The organism is Paenibacillus sp. CCS19, assembly GCF_033239625.1.
Lineage (GTDB): Bacteria > Bacillota > Bacilli > Paenibacillales > Paenibacillaceae > Paenibacillus_T.
Window position 1 is genome coordinate 1 of record NZ_BTCK01000017.1, and the last position, 18,899, is coordinate 18,899.

Below are 18,899 nucleotides of genomic sequence, written 5' to 3' on the forward strand. Positions count from 1 at the left end.
AGGCGATCGTGTCGCAGCAAATGTATTGAATCGCGATTTCGAAGCCGATAAGCCGAACCGAAAATGGGTAACCGATGTGACTCAGTACCGCGTCCTTGATACATGGGTGTACCTCTCTGTCATCAAAGATCTCTTCAACAATGAGACGGTTGCCTACCATATGAGCTTACGGAATGACAAGGAACTTGTTCTAGAAACGTTCAGGAAGGCCTTCAAAAGAACGAAAGACGTGACTGGATTGATCGTGCATAGCGATCAAGGATTCCAGTACACGTCTCACGATTACCACGACATGCTGCAACAGGTTGGCGCCCAAATCAGCATGTCGCGCAGAGGCAACTGTTATGACAATGCCTCCATGGAGAGCTTCTTCTCCCATCTAAAAGTCGAAGGGCTCTATCCTTATGATATCCGAAGTGTGAACGAGGTACAAAGGCGAATTGAGGAATATATCGAGTTTTACAACTTCCGTCGCCCACAACGTAAATTAAACAAGCTGACGCCGGTAGAGTACCGACGCCAGCTTGCAGCCTAGGGCTTTTTTCAATGTCCGAAAAATGGGGTCTTGACCATTCAAAACGGTGGGTTTCTCTACAATCTGAGGGAGGATATATTCCCCTTATCGCTTAGCTACACCAACGGAACTTCAGGCATATCCGGCTGATTTGAATCTGGGCCAATCTTACCTGCAACCGCTAGAGCTCTCTCCGGCTTCGCTTCCGCTTTGACTGCTACAGCTGTTCTCTCAGGCTTTGCTTCCGCCTTGACAGCAACATACGCCGGGACTGCGGCAGCCATCATAGCTGCAGCTGCTACCGTCATAATCACGCTTTTTCTTTTCATGATTTATTACCTCCATGGATTGTTTTCATATCTTAGATTTCCGCAAACAACCGGTTTCCGCGTTCAGCAACAAACCGGAGCGCCTGATCGAGCCGATCCTCCCGAAAACCGAACATTGTTTCCATCATCGCCATCCAATCTTGTTTACGGGAATATTCATGAACCTCGGTACTGTGGTCCGTTTTAATAAACAGCTTCTGATTGATAACCGAATACGCAGCGTCCGGTTTAAATAAAGTCACAACGATACGACGCATGAATGGGTTATCCTCTTCGTCCCTAAGCGAATGGGCTATATCCGGCTCGAAGCTCTCCGCTTCGACTGGCGTCCACTCGATATATTTCGTTACGAAGCTCTGCCCATTCGCCCTTCTATCGATCATGTAACGGCTGGCATCCAGCCGAACGATCTCCACTTCTTCCCCGCGGCGAGAGAACCGAGGTTGCTCCTCTAGATCCAATGGCTCGAACAATGGCGCCCCATAGCCCACATCCACATAGTAGGCGCGCCCTTCGACGGTCACTTTATTCGCCAGATGCGCATTACCGTTCGTTGCCCGAACGATTTCCGTCTGGAACCCGAGCGATTGAAGCAGCCGGCCGAAATGGAGGTTCAGAATATAACAATTCCCTCCCAATCGCTCGCGCTCGACATGATCTAAGAAGGCTTCTAACGACGGAAGCCATCCCCACCCGGTCTTGCCTTGATTCAAGTAGTAATGAAACTTGCTCAAATTTTCGAACGGAATCTTGTGCAGGTGCCTTCGGACCAACAAACGCAAATATTCCATTGTCGGCATTTGAATATCGGCCTGAAGACAGGACAAGTATCGTTTCTGTAAAGCTTTATCCATGCCTCCGCCCCCTTTAATCCGGCTTTACAATCATGAAGATGAATATGACAAGCCCCAGTATCCCCGCCCACAGATGAAGATTGCGTACACGAGCATATAGACCGATCAAATGTGCCGCAGGTTCTTCCAAGGCTGCCGCCCCAGTCTCGTTGATGAGCTTCAGCAGCTTGTTGGCTGTTGGGTTCAACAATCCGATGATGAGTATTTCAATCACAACATAAACCGCCAAGGAACCAATAATCCATACCTGTGCGAACGGACCGTACGAACCTAAGAAGAACAATAAGAGTCCCGAGAGAATGGCCATCGTACCGAATATTTTGGGGAAGATCTCCAAGTACGCGACTTGCGTCAAGTTTCTCTTCATTTCTTCAGCCGTGGATGCCTTCCGCAGGATGAATGGAAATGCGTAAGCCGGTCCCAAGCCCAAGATTGCGGATAAAACATGGATGACGATCAAGCATACCAATCGATATCACCTCGCTTTCAATGAGAATTCATTTTCTTGTTCTCATCTTAGCAAGCGGGTGTCATTGCTCATATCGGTGAAAATACGTATTTATTCCAGACTCATTCGGAATCGTCCGTGAGCAGCCCCTTCTCCATTACATAACGTGTCAATGCAGCACGGGAGGGTACATTCAGCTTCTGGTATATCCGTTCTAGATGCGTCGTTACGGTTCTCGGACTAATAAACAACTGCTTCGCGATCTCCGCATTCGTAAGCCCTTTAGCGACATTGGCCGCCACCTGCCGCTCCCTTGCGCTGAGGCTTGAATGGAACGGGTCGGCTTCCTTCTCCCATTGCAGCTTGGCAAGCTCGATCACCTGCTTGAACAATGCTTCTCTCTCCTGCGCAGGCACGGATGTTATCGTGAGCAATGCTTCTCCAAGCTTGGCAGCAAGACCGGTAAGGTAGCGGTCCTCTCTCGAATGAACGGACGCCATCTGTCCGCTGTTGCCTTCGCAGCAGACGATACCGATTACCGCATGGGATGAGAGGATAGGAAACGCCAAATAACTGACGGGTGTCGCTTCTGTTAAAGGAGTCTCGAGCCTATCTTCCTGCGCTTCCGATTCAGAGCGGATCGAATGAAGATACCTAAGCTGGGAGCGGATGTTTGTTAAACGGACGATTCGGCGATCACTCTTGACCAATAATGCGAGTCTCTTCATCGATTCGAATGCCGCCGCGTCTACTCCGGCTCCGGGCACTCCCCGAGAGGCTTGCAGCTTTACATCCTGATCGTTCTCCCCCGGAATCCAGTAGGATAACCGGTTCCATTCGTGAACGGCTGCCAGTACGTTCAGCAAATCGCCATATGTTTCCGGGGCCGGTTTCAGATGGACGGATTCTTCGACACATTGGCGTACCGAAACGACTTCAAATACGACAACGGATCGCAAAGGCGCTGGTAGCGGGACTCCAGCCACCCATGAGACCGTCTCTATATCCTGTCTGATTTGTTCGAAGAGGGCCCCCTCGTATTCGGAACGGACGTAACGAACGGAAACTTCCCAGTGAATGAGATCATGCGGATTCACCATTTTGAGCAGCGCAAACGGGTTTTCCATTAGGTTTCGATACGTTTTGTTCAGGAGCTGGTTAGCAATAGCGATGCAATGAGGTTCCGCGTGCCACACTCGGGTCAGGTTAGCGATATTGGGGATCCCTTCGGCAGAGCCGGTGACAAGGCATGCAGGCAATGCGCCTTCGAATAGAGGCATGAGTTCTGCAGGCAGCATCATTGATCCCCGCTTTCCATCACTAGCGAACCGGCATCCGGTCCGGGCGTTTGCACGAAAACCGCTTGGATTTGAATGCCGACCGCTAGACATTCTGCTGGCGAGACTTGAAGCAACGGCGCGAGACTAGGGAGGTGCCGGGATGCCCTTCTGCTCTGCTCGGCAACCATAAAGTGATCTTCCTTTGTCAGCGACCGGAATCCGTTGATTCGGCCTTTGAACTGATAAGACTCGTTGTCCACTCCCGAAGTAAGAAGCGCGGCCAACTGCTGCTGGTGCTCCATATATTCTTTCAAACGCATCCACTGGGCTTTTAAGACGATGATCCATAGCAACTCTCGCTCAGGCTCCCATTGAAAGCCGTATCCCCTGCAGATATAAGGAGTTTTTCCTTGTCGAGCTGCCGCTAGATGGATAAAGATAGGCACCTGCCTTTGCATAAAAAGGGCTATTCCCTCCCGCCGCTTACTCACGTCTTTCATTCCTCTCTTTTCCATGTGTTTGTTCGTATTTCGAGTGAATCTTTTTGGGATATTGTCAAACATACATCTTACGTCTACAGGAATGACAGCATCTTAGTTAGTGGACAAACTGGAGGGGTTAAAGCGTGTCGAAATATAAAAATGCTGCAGTATGGATACCTTTAGTTTAGCGCTTATGATTACTGAAGTCGGCTGCGCCAATCGATACAACGCAGCAGATCACAATCATTCCGTTTTGACGAACTTGATTATACCGTATTCAGCACTCAAGAGTGGTCTCGTCTACATGAAAGTCACTCCAATAATGTCCTCGTTCACTGGCGTAATGGTTGAAGAATGGCTGTACTGGGACAACGCCACCTATATGAAAGAGATGGATTGGGAAAATGATTTAGCCTTATTAATTAGAAACCTCCGCCGCCAACGGAGGTTTTTGGGCATGTCTGAAAGTCCACGCCGCCAATGCTTAGTAAACATGACTGTTCTTTTGTTGTCTATAAAAAAAGCCATTGAAGCCATTCTTCCCTGACACACAGTTGTCAACAATGGAGGGTTATGATGGTCTCAGATGATTGTTCAGCAATCAATTCAGGTACAAGAAGGGAATGGAACGTATGACAAACAAATTACCCGCAATCGTTGGGGGACTGCTTCTTGCGATTCTGATGGCGTCCATGGACAACACGATTGTTTCAACCGCAATGGGCACGATCGTCGGAGAGATGGGCGGACTCGACAAGTTCGTGTGGGTCACCACAGCGTATATGGTCGCAGAGATGGCCTGCATGCCGATCTTCGGCAAGCTGTCCGATATGTATGGACGCAAACGGTTCTTCATCTTCGGAATCATCATGTTTATGATCGGTTCCGCATTATGCGGATTCGCGCAATCGATCGTTGAATTAAGTATTTTTCGGGCTGTGCAAGGGATCGGAGCAGGAGCGATGGTATCCATTGCGTTCACGATTTTGTTCGACGTCGTATCGCCTAAAGACCGCGGGAAGATGATGGGTGCATTCGGTGCCGTGTTCGGTTTATCGAGTGTGGTTGGTCCACTGCTAGGCGGGTACATCACCGATCATGTTAACTGGAATTGGATCTTCTACATCAACCTTCCGCTCGGCTGTGTTGCTTTACTGATGATTGTCCTCTTCTATAAGGAGTCGGCTGAGCATTCGCGGCAGCAAATCGACTGGGCGGGTTCGATGTTTCTCGTAGGCGCCGTTGTCTGCTTTATCTTCGCGCTTGAGCTGGGCGGCAAAACGTACGCTTGGGATTCACCGCAAATTATCGGATTGTTCGCCGGATTCGTGGTTCTTGCTTTCTTGCTAGTCGTGGTTGAGAAAAGAGCAGCAGAACCGATCATTTCGTTCGGTTTGTTCCGCAGCAGACTGTACGCAACGAGCAATCTGGTCGCCATGCTTAGCGGCGCAGCCTACATGACGGCGGCGATCTTTATCCCGATCTACGTGCAAGGCGTGTTCGGCGGTTCGGCTTCCAATTCAGGTTTAACTTTGCTGCCTATGATGTTCGGGTCGGTTGTAACTGCCACGTTAGGCGGATTTCTAATGACGAAGCTGCAGTACCGCACCATTATGATCGGGACGTTGGCGACGCTAGTGACTGGTATTGCCCTCCTATCGCAGATTACGGTAGAATCTTCTCGACTTTCGATTACGGGAATTATGATTCTTATCGGTCTTGGAATTGGTGCTTCCTTCTCGGTATTAGGCACTTCCGTGCTTCATTCATTCCCGGCGGCGCAGCGCGGAGCGGCCACCTCGACGCTGAATTTCAATCGCTCGCTCGGCATGGCGCTTGGCATTACGATCTTCGGAATTGTACAAAGCCACAGCATGCTCTCGAAGCTTACCGATTCACTTGGCAAAGGCGACATAGCGGTTCCCGCTGACTTGAACTTAAGCGATCCGCATTCGCTGCTGAATCCGACGTTCCGCGAATCGGTCGATCCTCAGCTTCTGGATACCGTAACAGCTGGGCTGTCGGGGTCCATCGAAGCAACCTTTGCTTGGAGTCTTATCCCTGCCGCTCTGGCGCTGATCGCAGCTTTCTTGATGACGAAGGACAAAATGGAACCGGCTGCCGAAGGCGAGGAATTAGCAGCCGTACATTAAATTCATATAACGGCATGCTGCGACATGCCGGTTTAGGAGACATGACGATGAAGCTTGAACGATTAATGACCATTACGATATTGCTGCTCAACCGCAAGCGGGTGCAAGCGCAGGAATTGGCGGACCAGCTTGAAGTATCGCTGCGTACCATTTATCGCGATCTTGATTCGCTTGGTCAAGCGGGCATTCCCATCGTCTCCTATACCGGCATGGAGGGTGGTTATGAGATTATGGACAGCTTCCGGCTGGATCGACAGCTGCTGTCCTTCGAGGAGCTGACCGCCCTCTCCACTGCTCTTCGCGGTCTCGCATCTACGAAGGCTTATGACTCTTCGAATATGGACCGCCTGCTCGGTAAGGTTGGCGCGATGGTCACGCAAGCCGAGCAAGGCCGGACAGGAGAAGGACATCGCATTCATATCGATTTCACCCCTTGGAAGAACAGCCAAGAGGATCAGAGTCGGTATGATTCGCTTCGTAAAGCTGTCGACGAACGAAAGCTCATCCGTTTCAACTACACGAGCCGAACAGGCGATGAGCAAGGGCGTGAAGTCGAGCCGATGGCGCTCGTGCTGAAGAACTATGCATGGTACCTGCATGGCTATTGCCGCTTACGCAGCGATTATCGGATATTCAAGCTGTCTCGTATTCAGGAATTAGAGGTGCAAGCTGGCACCTTCATTCGCCGAGAGGAATCGCAAGAGCAGTTGAATGAAAGGTGGACGCCGCCTGAGACGGATGAGAAGTTCGCGGTCGTTCTTCAATTTAAAGCATCAGCCGCAGTGAGCGTAATGGACCAATTCGATAACCAAGATATCGAACGGCTGCCAGACGGGCAGCTTATGGTGCGCACGACCTTTTCTAGTGAAAGCTGGCTTATTCGCACCGCCTTTCACTATATGACAGATGTCGTCGTGCTGGAGCCTGCTCATCTTGCCGCCAGGGTGAAGCAGACCGCGCTAGCTATTGCAAGGCAATATGATGGATTGAATACAGAATAAATTAGGGAAGGAGGTTGGCTTATGAAGTCTCTGCATGGCAAAGTAATCATTGTTACCGGGGCTTCTCGAGGGATCGGGAGAGCAGCCAGCGTGCAACTGGCATCGCTGGGAGCGCGGGTCGTTGTCACCGATTATGGGAATGAGACGGCCATCCAATCCGTTGCCTCCGAGATTGCTGCCACAGGCGGCGAGGCATTGGCAGTACTCGCTGACACTCGTAACCAAGAGCAGATGGAGCAGCTCGCAGATGCCGTGAAGAACGCATTCGGACGGATCGACGTTCTGATCTGCCATTCGAATGCTGGTGCCCACGCTTCAACCTTTGCCGAGCTCGCTTGGGAGCGGTTCGAACAGCAGCTGACGGTTGAATTGAAGTCGGCCTTCGTTACAACGAAGGCCGTTATCCCGACGATGGTGGCGCAGCAATTCGGCCGCATCATCTATCTTTCCAGTACGGAAGGCAAAGACCCCACGCCTCAACATATCGCATTCGGCACGGCAAAGGGCGGGCTTGATGCGTTCGCTCGATATATCGCGCAAGAATTCGGCCCATGCGGCATCACGGCAAATATCGTCGCTCCCGGCTTCGTAAGAGACCATGAACCGATGATGATCTCAGAAGAAGAAGGCCGAGTGATAGGCAGCTTTACACCGCTGGGCCGGATCGCCGAGCCGGAAGATGTTGCGGAGGTTATTACGTTTCTCGCAAGCGATGCAGCAAGATTCCTGACAGGGACGTACACACCGGTTACTGGTGGACTTGTCATGGAGTGAGCAGCATGTTAATACAGCAGTCCTCCTTTGTTCAATAACAAGGCCATCCTGTGCAGGATGGCCTTGGGGTTGATCGTTTGTTGAACTAACGTACCCGTTAGCGGGATAGCGCGAATAAGGTACTCAATCAAGGGGACTGACCCCTACGTGTGACAACAAAATGGCTCTTAACTCCTCTATTTCGGTAATCACTGCTAGAGGGCAAGGCTCTTGAGGTACTTGATAATTCTTCTTATTTAACCATATAGCTTTCAACCCTTCTTGTATTGGAGCCGCAACATCATTGGTCCAAGAATCTCCTACGACAAGTACCTGCTCTGGTGGTAAAGAAGTCATACGTAGAACATAATGATAAATTTCTGGGCTCGGTTTTTCATAGCCGATAACTTCGGATATGAACACATACTCTTTTGGAATGATACCACCTAGTCCGATTGCCTCCAATTTATCATTCTGCCACCCTTTGCTTCCATTCGTTAAAACTCCTATTTGATAATAATTACTAAGATCCTTAATGGTTTTGTTTAACATCACATTAGGCTTCATATGCTTCTTACTTATTGATTGGTAGAACATTTCAAAGTTAATTGCCGTTTCTACATCCGTTGTTTTCCCCATTTGATCCATAGAATAGAGAAAACGTTTAGTCCGATATTCGTCAAAAGAAATTTGTTTGCTATCTAGTTTCTTTACTAAGAATTGTTCTACATGACTAAAGACTTCAAATAAATCGTTACTATTCATTTCACTGGTAAAAAAATGATTTCTGAACGCGTCCTTGACACTATTTTCCCAATAGTCGGCAAAGTGTAAAAGTGTATCATCTAGATCAAACAAAACCAATTTAATTGGATGCATAATACGCTCCCTCCCATTATGTGATGATAAAGTCTTCTTGAATATTATTTTTCCAATTCTATCCTTCCGCTCAGATACATACAACACTAATTTTTAAACATTGTTTCAATTCGTTAATACTCTAACGTGTTGCGGCCTTTTCCGCTGCTCCATCGTTACCTCAAGGTGCTTATATGACTTCAAAGTGCGTACTTTTCAACTCCTTTCTCCTCCTGCACAATTAGGACCATAAGAGCTGAGGAGGCATGAGGAATGAATCGGAATGAGGAACAATCGCGCAAAACCGCACTTGTCATCGGAGCCAACGGTGTGATCGGACGGAATCTGATCGAGCATCTGTCGACACTCGAGGAATGGAATATGATCGGGGTTTCACGAAGGGGTGGAGAAGATACGAACCGCGTACGTTATCTAGCAGTGGACTTGCTCAATAGAGAGGATGCGCGAGTGAAGTTAAGCCAATTGACCAACGTTACCCATATCTTCTACGCGGCCTATCAGGATCGTCCTACATGGGCGGAGCTCGTCGCTCCTAACCTTGCAATGCTTGTGAACGTCGTCGATGCAATCGAGCCCATCGCCGTGAATCTGCAGCATATCAGTCTCATGCAAGGCTACAAGGTGTATGGCGCGCATCTTGGCCCCTTCAAGACGCCGGCAAGAGAAACGGACGCGAATCATATGCCGCCCGAATTCAACATCGATCAGCAGCAATTTCTCGAGAGACGGCAGCCAGGCAGCAGCTGGACTTGGTCTGCCCTGCGCCCTTCTGTCGTCTGCGGGTTTGCATTAGGCAATCCGATGAACTTGGCGATGGTTATCGCCGTCTACGCTTCCATATCGAAGGAACTGGGCTTGCCGCTCCGTTTCCCTGGAAAGCCGGGGGCTTACAACAGCTTACTGGAGATGACTGACGCCAACTTGCTAGCGCAAGCAACGGTCTGGGCAGCGACTGACGAACGTTGCGGCAATCAAGCATTCAACATTGCCAATGGGGACCTCTTCCGCTGGAATGAACTGTGGCCGAAGATCGGCGCATTCTTCGGGCTCGAGACTGCCCCTCCATTACAGATGTCATTAGATGTCGTCATGGCTGATAAAGAACCGCTCTGGAATAGCATGGTTGAGAACTATGATTTGGAGAACAACAGTTATGCCGACGTATCGTCTTGGCGTTTCGGAGATTTCGTATTTTCTTGGGATTACGACTTCTTCGCGGATGGAACGAAAGCTCGCCGATTCGGATTCCATGAATTTATGGATACGGAGAAAATGTTTATCGACATCTTCCAAGACCTTCGCCGACGCAAAGTCATTCCTTAATGGCTTAGCCCGATAACGGCGGTTCAAAGAGGATCTTGCCCCTCTCGCCATATACCTTATCAACATGAACATCGCCCCATCTGCACATCAGATGAAGGATCTCTTTCAAGCTCCACCCATATTCCGTTAACTCATATTCGACCTTCGGAGGCACTTGGTTATAAGCAATTCGGTTCACAATTCCATCTCTCACCAATTCGGTCAACTGCTGCGTCAGCACCTTCTGCGACATTGTCGGTATTAAGTGCATGAATTCACCATTGCGCTTCTTACCGAACGTGAGATGGAACAGAATGACCGGCTTCCATTTGCCTCCGATCACCTCAAGCGTAGCTTCGACCGCTGTGTTGTAAACTTTATCCTCGTTCTGCATGGCGTTAGATCGCCTCCCCTATTGCTTTACTTTACCAATTGGAGCCTGCGACTACAATATTGAACCAAGCAGTTCCACCCTATCTTCTCTTCAGCAAAATCAAAAAAGGACACCCCATTGGGTGCCCTCTTCCCTTTATTCCTGAGCCAAGCCAACATTCAAGAAAGCTTTGGTCCGGTCAAATTTCGGATTCGTGAACAATTGCTGTGGAGGTCCGGATTCAACGATCTCGCCTTTGTCGATAAACATGACCCGATTCGCTACTTCTCTGGCGAAGCCCATCTCATGCGTCACTACGATCATCGTCATGTGTTCCTCTGCCAGGTTCTTCATTACCTGCATGACTTCTCCCGTCAACTCAGGGTCGAGGGCCGAGGTCGGTTCGTCGAACAACAGAATCTCAGGATTCATCATCAGCGCACGGGCAATCGCAACCCGCTGCTTCTGGCCGCCGGACAGATTAGCTGGGTATGCCGAAGCTTTATCGGACAGTCCAACCTTCTCCAACAGCTCCAGGCTCCGTTTGCGAATATGGGCTTTCGAGTCGCCTTTCACAATTCGCGGAGCAAGCTCCAGATTCTCTCTTACGGTAAGATGGGGGTACAAGTTGAAATGCTGGAACACCATGCCCATCTTGGACGTAATCCGCTTGATTTCAGCTGGCTTCGCATAGATGCCATTGTGGACCAAAGCGTCTCCCGCGATTTGAATCGACCCGCCGTTAATCTGCTCCAGATGAATGAGACTGCGGAGCATCGTGCTTTTGCCGGAACCGGACGGTCCAATGACTGCAACGACATCCTTCTTCTCCACTTGAAACGACATTTGCTTCAGTACATGCAACTCGCCATACGACTTGCTGAGGTTAGCTACTTCAATGATTGCCACACGCGCCATCCCTTTTATTCAAATTTCGATCTTCGCTCCAGCCATTTGAAGAACACGGTCAGCAGCAATGTCATGACCAAATAAATAACGCCTGCGATAAAGAAAGGCATAATGGTGAAGTCACGATTAACCGCCGTCTGGGCAAAATGAAGCAATTCCGGAACTGCGACCGCATAGAGCAGCGCAGTATCTTTAATCAATGTAATCGACTCATTGGATACGGCCGGCAGGACGATCCGAAACATTTGAGGCACAACAATGCGTACCATCGTTTGCCGTTTACTCAATCCTAATACTTGAGAAGCCTCGTATTGACCTTTATCAATCGCAAGCAAACCGCCTCGGAATATTTCTGCAAAATAAGCCGCATAATTCAAAATAAATCCTAAACAAGCTGCGACAAATCGATCCAGCACCAAGTACTCTCCGATTCCCGGAATCATAGGAAGTCCGAAGCAAATGACGAGCAATTGCAGGAGCAGCGGCGTTCCGCGCATGATATAGATATAAGCATTAGCGAGCCATGATAGCGGCTTAATGCTGCTCTTTACCGCCAATGTAAGGAGAAAACCTAGAGGGATAGACACCACAATAGCGATTAAGAACAAAAGCACTGTCATTTTGGCCCCTTGCAGCATAGGGACGACGATAGACGTGAAATAATCAGCAGACATTTCCATATACCTCCACAAAAACAAAAACGGGATTTCCACATAGGAAACCCGGTTTTGCATCTCTTCCTCGATTAGGTTTACTTCAATACTTTATCTTCGCCGAACCACTTCTTCGAAATTTCGGCAGCGGTTCCGTCTTGATTCATCTCATCCAGCGCTGTCTGCAGCTTCTCGAGCAGCGCCTCGTTGCCCTTCTTAACACCGACTCCATATTGTTCAGGAGCCAGCGACTCATCGAGCAGCTTGAAACTGTCTTTATCTTGGGACATGTAATAATCAATGACCACTTCGTCGATGATTACCGCATCAATGCGGCCAATCTTCAGGTCGTTAAGCGCAAGTACGTTATCCGGATACTCCGTCACTCTCTTAACGCTTGCTTTCAACGGGCTTGCGTCCAATGCGTCTGCTGCCGAAGAGAGCGATTGAAGCCCCACTTCTTTGCCCGTCAGGTCATCCAGCTTGGAGAAGTTGGATTTAGCGAGCGTGACAACGACCTGTGCATTGGCCAGATAAGGCTTGGTGAAAAGCACTTTCTCTTTACGTTCGTCCGTAATCGTATATCCGTTCCAGATCAGGTCAATTCGACCGCTGTTCAACTCTGATTCTTTGGTTGACCAGTCAATCGGTTGAAACTCTGCTGTCTTGCCCATTTTCTCGGCAGCCGCTTTCGCCAGATCGATATCAAAACCGACGATTTCATTGTTATCGTCTCGGAATCCCATCGGCGCAAATTTGTCATCAATGCCGATTACGACCTTGTCCGAGTCAGCTCCATTCCCCTTCGAGCTCGAGCACCCTGTAATAATAGAAAATGCCGCCACTGCTGCCAACGCCAACGCTGCCAATCTTTTCATAAGTACCTTATCCACCTTTAGTCATGATGTCTCAAAAGCTTTAGTGCGTTACCACTTTATCAAGAATTACATGATAGCATAATCTATCGAAATATGTCGATATACGTGCTTCGAACTAGATGCTAGAAGAAATTTCAACTCTCATTCCACAAGCAGTAATAAAAAAAGAGAGGCTTGACGCCCCTCCTCTAATCGACTTTGTTTCGCTTGCGCTTCCGATAATAGCGGTTCCTATATCCTTCGCCAGCTGTGATCATATCCTTGTCCTCCATGACGCTAGACGCTCATCCATTATTAAGCGCAGTTCGTCAGGAATCCGCTCAAACGTAACCCCCGTTCCGAGAAACATAAGCCAATCCGCGTAATACGTAAGCGCATCAACGTCTGTCACATCCAGCTGAACATTAAAAATTCCGCTCGACTGAAACATCCCGGTAAATGCCAATAGGATTCCCGGCGGGTGCATGCGCTTAAAGCGCTGAATCCCAGTCGCATCAAGCCTTACAACAAGATTGGACTCGCGCGCAACACGCCGTTTTTTGCTTAGGATCTCTTGCTCAGACAACTTCATCTCCTGTTCGGATATCGCTGAATCCCGCAGCATGTCGACAGGCAAATACCGAAACTCATCCGTATCGAAATCATAGATCTCGACCAGCCACTGAGCGTTCGAGTTAAAAATATGCAGCAAATAAACGTCCATCAACTGCGGCCAGCCAGGACTCAGCTCATACGTCACGCGCAAATGCTTGTCCCGCACGGCAAGCGAAATCAGTTGATTCAGTTCCGCAGGCGCCGCATCGTCGAGCTCCAATAGATTCGGATTGCCAGGATTCGTATTCTCAAAAAGCAAAATATGATTCAACTCGATTAGTTCGTCTTGCTGCGTTTGCGTTGCGATCCCTATGAGTTTCTCAGTAATTGAGCGGCGATTTTGAAGATAAGGCAGCTGCGAATTTTTCGAAGCGATAAAGCTGATGAACATCGCTTTCAGCTCATCCGGGGTGAAGCGCGCGGCGGGAAGATACTGATTCTGCATGACATGGTAGCCGCCACCGCGACCAAGCTCGGTCGTCAGCGGAAAACCCATCTCCTGAATCTCGTTAATGTCGCGGATCGCCGTCGCGCGGGAAATCTTGAACTCCCGCTGAATCTCGGCAATCGTAAAATGCGCGCGGTTATTGATGTAGCGCATGATCAGGTTCACTCGTTCTGTTTTCTTCATGACTTAATTGTATCAAATAGGTATCACAAACCTCAATAAAAAGTATCATTTTTTGATACATTCAGCAAATAGAATCAATCTTGTAAAAAGGAAATTCACTCAAAGGAGAGAATCAAATGACTAACTACTCCATCAAAACGATCTCGGATAACTACAAAATGACTGCTTTCGGCGTACCGTTCGAAGACTTTAACGACTGGGCAGGCAATGCAGCAAAAACGGCAGCGAGAAAAGCAGAAATCACGGAAAACGGCAAGCTGGCTGAACTGCTCGCGCTCGCTGACGGGCAAGAATATCAAATCAACTACGTTATAGGCGGCAAGGCTTGGCGCGGCTTCGGCGTGATGGGCGAGTTCGAAGTGGAAGACGCGGTGGTCCTCGATTTTCTCGCTGGCGACTACCTTGTCGTTCCAGGCACAGGCGCCGACAAAGACCGACTTGCAGACGAAATCACAGGCAAAGTTTTCGGCGGCATGCTGCAAGAAATCACGGACTACAAATATGTTGGGCCTGGTAACGCAACATTCGTCGAAGCAGCTGAAAACGGTGATTTCTACGGTGAAATGTGTCTTCGCGTGAAAAAAGTAAATGGCTAAACTTGGTTGAATGATTGGGAACAACGTGAACTGCAAGCTTGCGAGAAAGGAGAATCGACATGGCAGAATACACGCTAGAACGCAAAAAATCGTTCGTATTGACCGCTTACGGCTTTTCAATTCAGTCCAATTTTCAAGACGTGCCGGCTTTGCTGAAGGAAAAATCAGCGTTTTGGGACGGACTCAAAGCTGACGGACGATTTGATAAGCTCAAAAACGCCGCAAAAGACGATCGCGAGTGGTCAGTCAACGAGGTTTATCAAGGAAAGCCTTGGAATTATTTCGCAGTAGAAGCACGTAAATCAGTGGCTGACGCAACGCGCGTCATCGAGTTTCCAGATAGCGAGTACATCGTGGTCGCAGGATATGGAGACAAGGAGACTTTGTTCGATCAGCTGACCTACCGCGCTTTCGGCGAAGTCTTGGGACAAATTACCGACTATGCTTACATCGGCGGTCCAAATGCGACTTACCGCAAAGATAACGGCGACGGCACCTTCTATGGTGAATTCTGGGTGCCCGTGGTTAAGAAATAAGGAGCCGTTATCAGATGCATTAGTTTGATCACAAAATTACATCACTATTAATGAAGCAACCACTCCTGACAATGGAGTGGTTGCTTCTTTATATAACTTCTCTTTATTGGGAATGTTCGCCAAGTTAGTGCTTTCTCAGTTTATTAAAGTCGAATAAGCGGTCATTTCTAATTAAATTATCGTCTCCCGTTATGACTTTGCTTACGTTGGGTTTTAAAATATCTCCTCAAGTTCATATATCATGCTGTGCATGCCCGGACTCAGCTTTTCAAGGTTTGCAGCATCTTCGGCTGATACTTTCCCTTCTGGTGACTGAAATGCTTTTTTGATGTCCTCCATACTGTCCCATTGCAGTTCGGCTACGAGGTAATATGTGATGCCTCCTCGAATTGGCGTTGTATTGCGACTTATCGAATAACGACGGAGACCCGGAAGTTTTTTAGCCAAGGGAATGTGTACCTCGCGGTAGTAGTGCTCAAATGCCTCAATATCATTTGGCTCAGTGTATAGTACTAAGAATCTAACCATTAAAAGACCTCCCTATTTTTGATTTTACTGAATTTGGGTTTGTGATTATCTGTCATATATTAAAGTCGATTAGAAGATAACGATTTCTACATTCCAGAAACATTTATTTTAATTTTCATCCACTAAGGAGTGCCGTTTCGTATGCGGAAGCAAATCCGAGTATAATAGAGGTTAAGTATTGGAATGAAGTTCAAGCTTTCAAATCTAGCGTAGATGAGGTTACCGATGAGCAAGCAGCATTTTACCCAATATCCATTAAGTGGAGAGATTCTAAGAGCGCTGAGCAGCTTAGGTTATGAGACGCCAACCGAGGTACAGACGAAAGTGCTTCCGATCGCCCTGGAGAAGAAGGATCTCGTCGTCAAATCACAGACAGGCAGCGGCAAAACAGCCGCTTATGGCATTCCGCTCTGCGAGCTAGTCGATTGGAACGAGAATAAGCCGCAGGCCTTAATTCTTACGCCAACCCGCGAGCTCGCGCTGCAGGTCAACGAAGACATTACGAACATTGGGCGATATAAGCGGATCAAGGCGACGCCTTTATTCGGTAGATCTCCTTTTCATATGCAAAAGGCGGAGTTAAAGCAGCGGACGCATATCGTCGTCGGTACGCCGGGACGTGTGCTCGATCATATTGAACGCGGCACGATATCACTTACGCGGATTGCTTATCTCGTCATTGACGAAGCCGATGAGATGCTGAATATGGGCTTTATCGAGCAGGTTCAGTCGATCATTCAAGCACTGCCTAGTGAGCGGGTTACCATGCTGTTCTCCGCTACTTTCCCTGAGGATGTAGCCCAGCTTTCACGTAAGTATATGGACCATCCTGTTGAAATCGAGATTAAAGCGAGCGGCCTGACGACGGCAACGATCGAACACTCCCTCATTCAGGTGACGGAAGCGGACAAGCTTGCGGTGCTCCACCATGTACTCATCGTCGAGAATCCTGACAGCTGCATTATTTTCTGCCGCACGCAGGAGCATGTCGATACCTTATTCCGAGCAATGGCCGATCTCGAATTACCGTGCGACCGTATTCATGGCGGCCTGGAGCAGGAAGAACGGTTCGAGGTTATGAATGCGTTCCGAAGAGGACAGTTCCGTTACTTGATCGCGACAGATGTAGCTGCCCGCGGCATTGATATTACGAATATTACCCACGTCATCAACTACGACATTCCGCTGGACAAGGAAAGCTATGTCCATCGCACAGGGCGTACGGGACGCGCCGGCAAGACCGGTAAAGCGATTACCCTCGTCACATCGAAGGATAGTCATCGACTAGCCGAGATCGAAGCGTACATTGGATTCTCGATTCCGAAAGTTGCGGCTCCCTCCGAAGAAACGGTTGATCGAGGCAGAGAAGCGTTTGAGCGCAAGCTGAACAAAGCGCCCGAGCAGCGATCCGATAAGCGCGAGCAATTAAACAAGAACATTATGAAGCTTAACTTCAATGGCGGTAAGAAGAAGAAGTTTCGGGCTGTAGACTTCGTCGGAACGATCGCCAAGCTCGATGGGGTGTCCGCGGACGATATCGGTATCATTACCATTCTCGATCATGTGACCGATGTCGAGATTCTCAATGGCAAAGGCCCGCTCGTGCTTGCAATGATGCAGGATACGACGATCAAGGGCAAGCTGTTGAAGGTGCGCAAGGGGAAGAAATAACCGAAGTAAATAAGGAATCAAACCAAAGAAGCTTCAAGGACATTGAATTGTTCCTTGAAGCTTCTCTTTGTGATGATCATGTTTACTTATGGTGCCGTGTCACCGCGCTGTCTGTATCGGCATGTTTTAAGGCCATCCTTCAGCGGATGGGCCTTAAATCACAGCGCCTTTTCTGCTCCTTCGCCGCTTTCGTTCCTATTCTCCCGGAGCAAGGTCCCATGCTCCTGAGTCCACGTCCACATCGCGGCAAAAATCGGCTGCAAAGCTTTCCCGCTCTCTGTAAGTTCATATTCGACATGCAGCGGTACGCCAGGATAAAGCGTACGAGTGACGAGTCCCTTCTCCTCTAACAGCCGCAAACGGTCTGTTAGTGTTTTCGGACTTATGGGTTGCAGCTTACGACGCAGTTCCCCGAATCGTCGGGTCCCGTTAATTAGCTCGAACAAGAGAAGAAGCGTCCATTTTCCATCCAGAATCTCAAGGATCGGTTCAACGATGCCTGGACAGGATCGATCTATCATCGGCTTTCTCTCCTTAGTTCATTTTTTGAAACTATTGCACTTAAATGTAACTACTTTTCAAATGTACCATGGTGCAATTATGATGTAAACCAAGAGAGGGGAAATATTCCATTGTTTAAGAAGGGAGGACACAACATGAACAGACCCTTTGAGTTGGATCCGATGGAGTACCCGTTCACGGATCGCTGGCTGCCTTACCGTGATGGTTATATTCATTACCTCGATGAAGGGCAAGGACCAACGGTTCTTCTCCTCCACGGAAACCCCACATGGTCATATCTTTATCGGAACGTCATCAAAGAGCTTCGCGAGGATTTCCGGCTCGTCGCTCCGGATTACCCCGGGTTCGGCATGTCGAAGGCGCCTACAGGTTACCGCTTTACGCCGCAAGAGCAATCGGCAGCCATTCAAAATCTGATTAACCATCTGGATCTGAAAGATATGATTGTAGTCGTTCAGGATTGGGGAGGCCCGATCGGGCTGAACTACGCGGTACGGCATCGGAATAACTTGCGCGGCATCGTCGTGATGAATACTTGGGCCTGGCCTGCAGAAATTATGCCGATGAAATTGTTTTCACTCGCCATGGGAGGTTGGCCAATCGGCCGCTGGCTTCAAACACGGTGCAACTTCTTCGCCAAAATCATTGTTCCGCACGGAATACATCATGCCGAGAAGGTCACGGACAGCTTGAGAAAAGCTTATACCGACCCGTTCCCGACTCCGAAGTCCAGGATACCGACATGGGTATTTCCAAGACAGATCCGCAAGGCACGAAAGTGGCTTACCGACATTGAATCGAAGTTGTCGAATTTATCCGATTTGCCTGCTCAAATATTGTGGGGAACGAAAGACAGCGCAGGCTTCCCGATCGAACAGATGGCCAAATGGCAAAGATACTTGCCGTTAAACGAAACCGAGATTTTGGAGGATGCCTCGCACTACGTGCAAGAGGATCGTCCGGACCGGGTAGTTGCAGCAATTCGAAGAATACGGTAGAGAATAAGAGGAGGA

General features: G+C 48.9%; 23 protein-coding genes. 10 read left to right on the forward strand and 13 right to left on the reverse strand.

Going from position 1 to position 18,899, the window contains the following annotated elements; all coding sequences use genetic code 11:
* The coding region (locus tag SBI19_RS13520) for an IS3 family transposase (RefSeq protein ID WP_317968971.1) at positions 1–535 on the forward strand (535 nt) is incomplete at its 5' end.
* 95 nt (positions 536–630) lie between these two features.
* Here SBI19_RS13520 and SBI19_RS13525 read toward each other — a convergent pair.
* From SBI19_RS13525 to SBI19_RS13545, 5 genes are all read right to left on the reverse strand, one after another.
* The gene (locus SBI19_RS13525) at positions 631–843 is read right to left on the reverse strand and encodes a hypothetical protein (RefSeq protein ID WP_317968973.1); all 213 of its coding nucleotides are present in this window, start codon (positions 841–843) and stop codon (positions 631–633) included.
* Between the two features lie 32 nt (positions 844–875).
* Positions 876–1,697: an arylamine N-acetyltransferase gene (locus tag SBI19_RS13530; RefSeq protein WP_317968975.1), complete on the reverse strand. Its 822-nt coding sequence runs from the start codon at positions 1,695–1,697 to the stop codon at positions 876–878.
* Between the two features lie 13 nt (positions 1,698–1,710).
* Entirely contained in the window at positions 1,711–2,166 is a 456-nt protein-coding gene (locus SBI19_RS13535; protein WP_317968977.1) for a DUF2269 family protein, read from the reverse strand.
* A 101-nt stretch (positions 2,167–2,267) separates the two neighbouring features.
* Positions 2,268–3,446 carry a LuxR C-terminal-related transcriptional regulator gene (locus SBI19_RS13540; RefSeq protein WP_317968979.1) on the reverse strand — a complete coding sequence of 393 codons (1,179 nt, stop codon included), beginning with the start codon at positions 3,444–3,446 and terminating at the stop codon, positions 2,268–2,270.
* On the reverse strand, positions 3,443–3,745 hold the full coding sequence (locus SBI19_RS13545) for a hypothetical protein (protein WP_317968981.1): 303 nt from the start codon (positions 3,743–3,745) through the stop codon (positions 3,443–3,445). Before SBI19_RS13545 ends, SBI19_RS13540 begins: the two co-directional genes overlap by 4 nt.
* Positions 3,746–4,211: 466 nt before the next feature.
* Here SBI19_RS13545 and SBI19_RS13550 point away from each other — a divergent pair, with 466 nt between their 5' ends.
* The 4 genes from SBI19_RS13550 (at position 4,212) to SBI19_RS13565 (ending at position 7,835) form a co-directional block, all read left to right on the forward strand.
* Entirely contained in the window at positions 4,212–4,454 is a 243-nt protein-coding gene (locus SBI19_RS13550; RefSeq protein ID WP_317968983.1) for a hypothetical protein, read from the forward strand.
* A gap of 85 nt (positions 4,455–4,539) precedes the next feature.
* Entirely contained in the window at positions 4,540–6,060 is a 1,521-nt protein-coding gene (locus SBI19_RS13555) for an MDR family MFS transporter (protein ID WP_317968985.1), read from the forward strand.
* Positions 6,061–6,107: 47 nt separating this feature from the next.
* Complete coding sequence (locus SBI19_RS13560) at positions 6,108–7,061, forward strand: helix-turn-helix transcriptional regulator (protein WP_317968986.1); 954 nt, start codon at positions 6,108–6,110, stop codon at positions 7,059–7,061.
* 21 nt (positions 7,062–7,082) lie between these two features.
* Positions 7,083–7,835 (forward strand): SDR family NAD(P)-dependent oxidoreductase, encoded by a 753-nt coding sequence (locus SBI19_RS13565; protein ID WP_317968988.1) that lies wholly within the window; start codon positions 7,083–7,085, stop codon positions 7,833–7,835.
* Between the two features lie 123 nt (positions 7,836–7,958).
* Here the strand turns inward: SBI19_RS13565 and SBI19_RS13570 are convergent, their stop codons facing one another.
* Positions 7,959–8,693: an HAD family hydrolase gene (locus tag SBI19_RS13570; RefSeq protein WP_317968990.1), complete on the reverse strand. Its 735-nt coding sequence runs from the start codon at positions 8,691–8,693 to the stop codon at positions 7,959–7,961.
* Between the two features lie 252 nt (positions 8,694–8,945).
* Between SBI19_RS13570 and SBI19_RS13575 the strand changes: the two genes are divergently transcribed.
* Positions 8,946–10,016, forward strand: coding sequence for an SDR family oxidoreductase (locus SBI19_RS13575; protein WP_317968992.1), 1,071 nt, complete (start codon positions 8,946–8,948; stop codon positions 10,014–10,016).
* A 4-nt stretch (positions 10,017–10,020) separates the two neighbouring features.
* Here the strand turns inward: SBI19_RS13575 and SBI19_RS13580 are convergent, their stop codons facing one another.
* From SBI19_RS13580 to SBI19_RS13600, 5 genes are all read right to left on the reverse strand, one after another.
* Complete coding sequence (locus SBI19_RS13580) at positions 10,021–10,389, reverse strand: winged helix-turn-helix transcriptional regulator (protein WP_317968994.1); 369 nt, start codon at positions 10,387–10,389, stop codon at positions 10,021–10,023.
* Positions 10,390–10,524: 135 nt separating this feature from the next.
* The gene (locus SBI19_RS13585; protein ID WP_317968996.1) at positions 10,525–11,277 is read right to left on the reverse strand and encodes an amino acid ABC transporter ATP-binding protein; all 753 of its coding nucleotides are present in this window, start codon (positions 11,275–11,277) and stop codon (positions 10,525–10,527) included.
* Positions 11,278–11,291: 14 nt separating this feature from the next.
* A complete protein-coding gene (locus SBI19_RS13590; protein ID WP_317968998.1) occupies positions 11,292–11,951 on the reverse strand; it encodes an amino acid ABC transporter permease in 660 nt (219 codons plus the stop codon).
* A gap of 77 nt (positions 11,952–12,028) precedes the next feature.
* Entirely contained in the window at positions 12,029–12,808 is a 780-nt protein-coding gene (locus SBI19_RS13595) for an amino acid ABC transporter substrate-binding protein (RefSeq protein WP_317969000.1), read from the reverse strand.
* A gap of 253 nt (positions 12,809–13,061) precedes the next feature.
* Positions 13,062–14,033 (reverse strand): helix-turn-helix transcriptional regulator, encoded by a 972-nt coding sequence (locus SBI19_RS13600; RefSeq protein WP_317969002.1) that lies wholly within the window; start codon positions 14,031–14,033, stop codon positions 13,062–13,064.
* A 116-nt stretch (positions 14,034–14,149) separates the two neighbouring features.
* Between SBI19_RS13600 and SBI19_RS13605 the strand changes: the two genes are divergently transcribed.
* Together SBI19_RS13605 and SBI19_RS13610 are read left to right on the forward strand one after the other, a co-directional pair.
* Positions 14,150–14,629, forward strand: coding sequence for a hypothetical protein (locus SBI19_RS13605; RefSeq protein ID WP_317969004.1), 480 nt, complete (start codon positions 14,150–14,152; stop codon positions 14,627–14,629).
* Between the two features lie 59 nt (positions 14,630–14,688).
* Positions 14,689–15,165, forward strand: a complete 477-nt coding sequence (locus tag SBI19_RS13610; RefSeq protein WP_317969006.1) for a GyrI-like domain-containing protein — start codon at positions 14,689–14,691, stop codon at positions 15,163–15,165.
* Between the two features lie 213 nt (positions 15,166–15,378).
* On the opposite strand, the gene SBI19_RS13615 is transcribed toward SBI19_RS13610, so the two are convergent.
* Positions 15,379–15,693 carry an EthD family reductase gene (locus SBI19_RS13615; RefSeq protein WP_317969008.1) on the reverse strand — a complete coding sequence of 105 codons (315 nt, stop codon included), beginning with the start codon at positions 15,691–15,693 and terminating at the stop codon, positions 15,379–15,381.
* 225 nt (positions 15,694–15,918) lie between these two features.
* Between SBI19_RS13615 and SBI19_RS13620 the strand changes: the two genes are divergently transcribed.
* Positions 15,919–17,364, forward strand: coding sequence for a DEAD/DEAH box helicase (locus tag SBI19_RS13620; protein ID WP_317969010.1), 1,446 nt, complete (start codon positions 15,919–15,921; stop codon positions 17,362–17,364).
* Positions 17,365–17,522: 158 nt separating this feature from the next.
* Here SBI19_RS13620 and SBI19_RS13625 read toward each other — a convergent pair whose 3' ends face one another.
* Positions 17,523–17,885, reverse strand: coding sequence for a winged helix-turn-helix transcriptional regulator (locus SBI19_RS13625; protein WP_317969012.1), 363 nt, complete (start codon positions 17,883–17,885; stop codon positions 17,523–17,525).
* Positions 17,886–18,020: 135 nt separating this feature from the next.
* On the opposite strand from SBI19_RS13625, the gene SBI19_RS13630 reads away from it, so the two are divergent.
* Positions 18,021–18,884, forward strand: a complete 864-nt coding sequence (locus SBI19_RS13630; protein WP_317969014.1) for an alpha/beta fold hydrolase — start codon at positions 18,021–18,023, stop codon at positions 18,882–18,884.
* Positions 18,885–18,899: the final 15 nt, after the last annotated feature.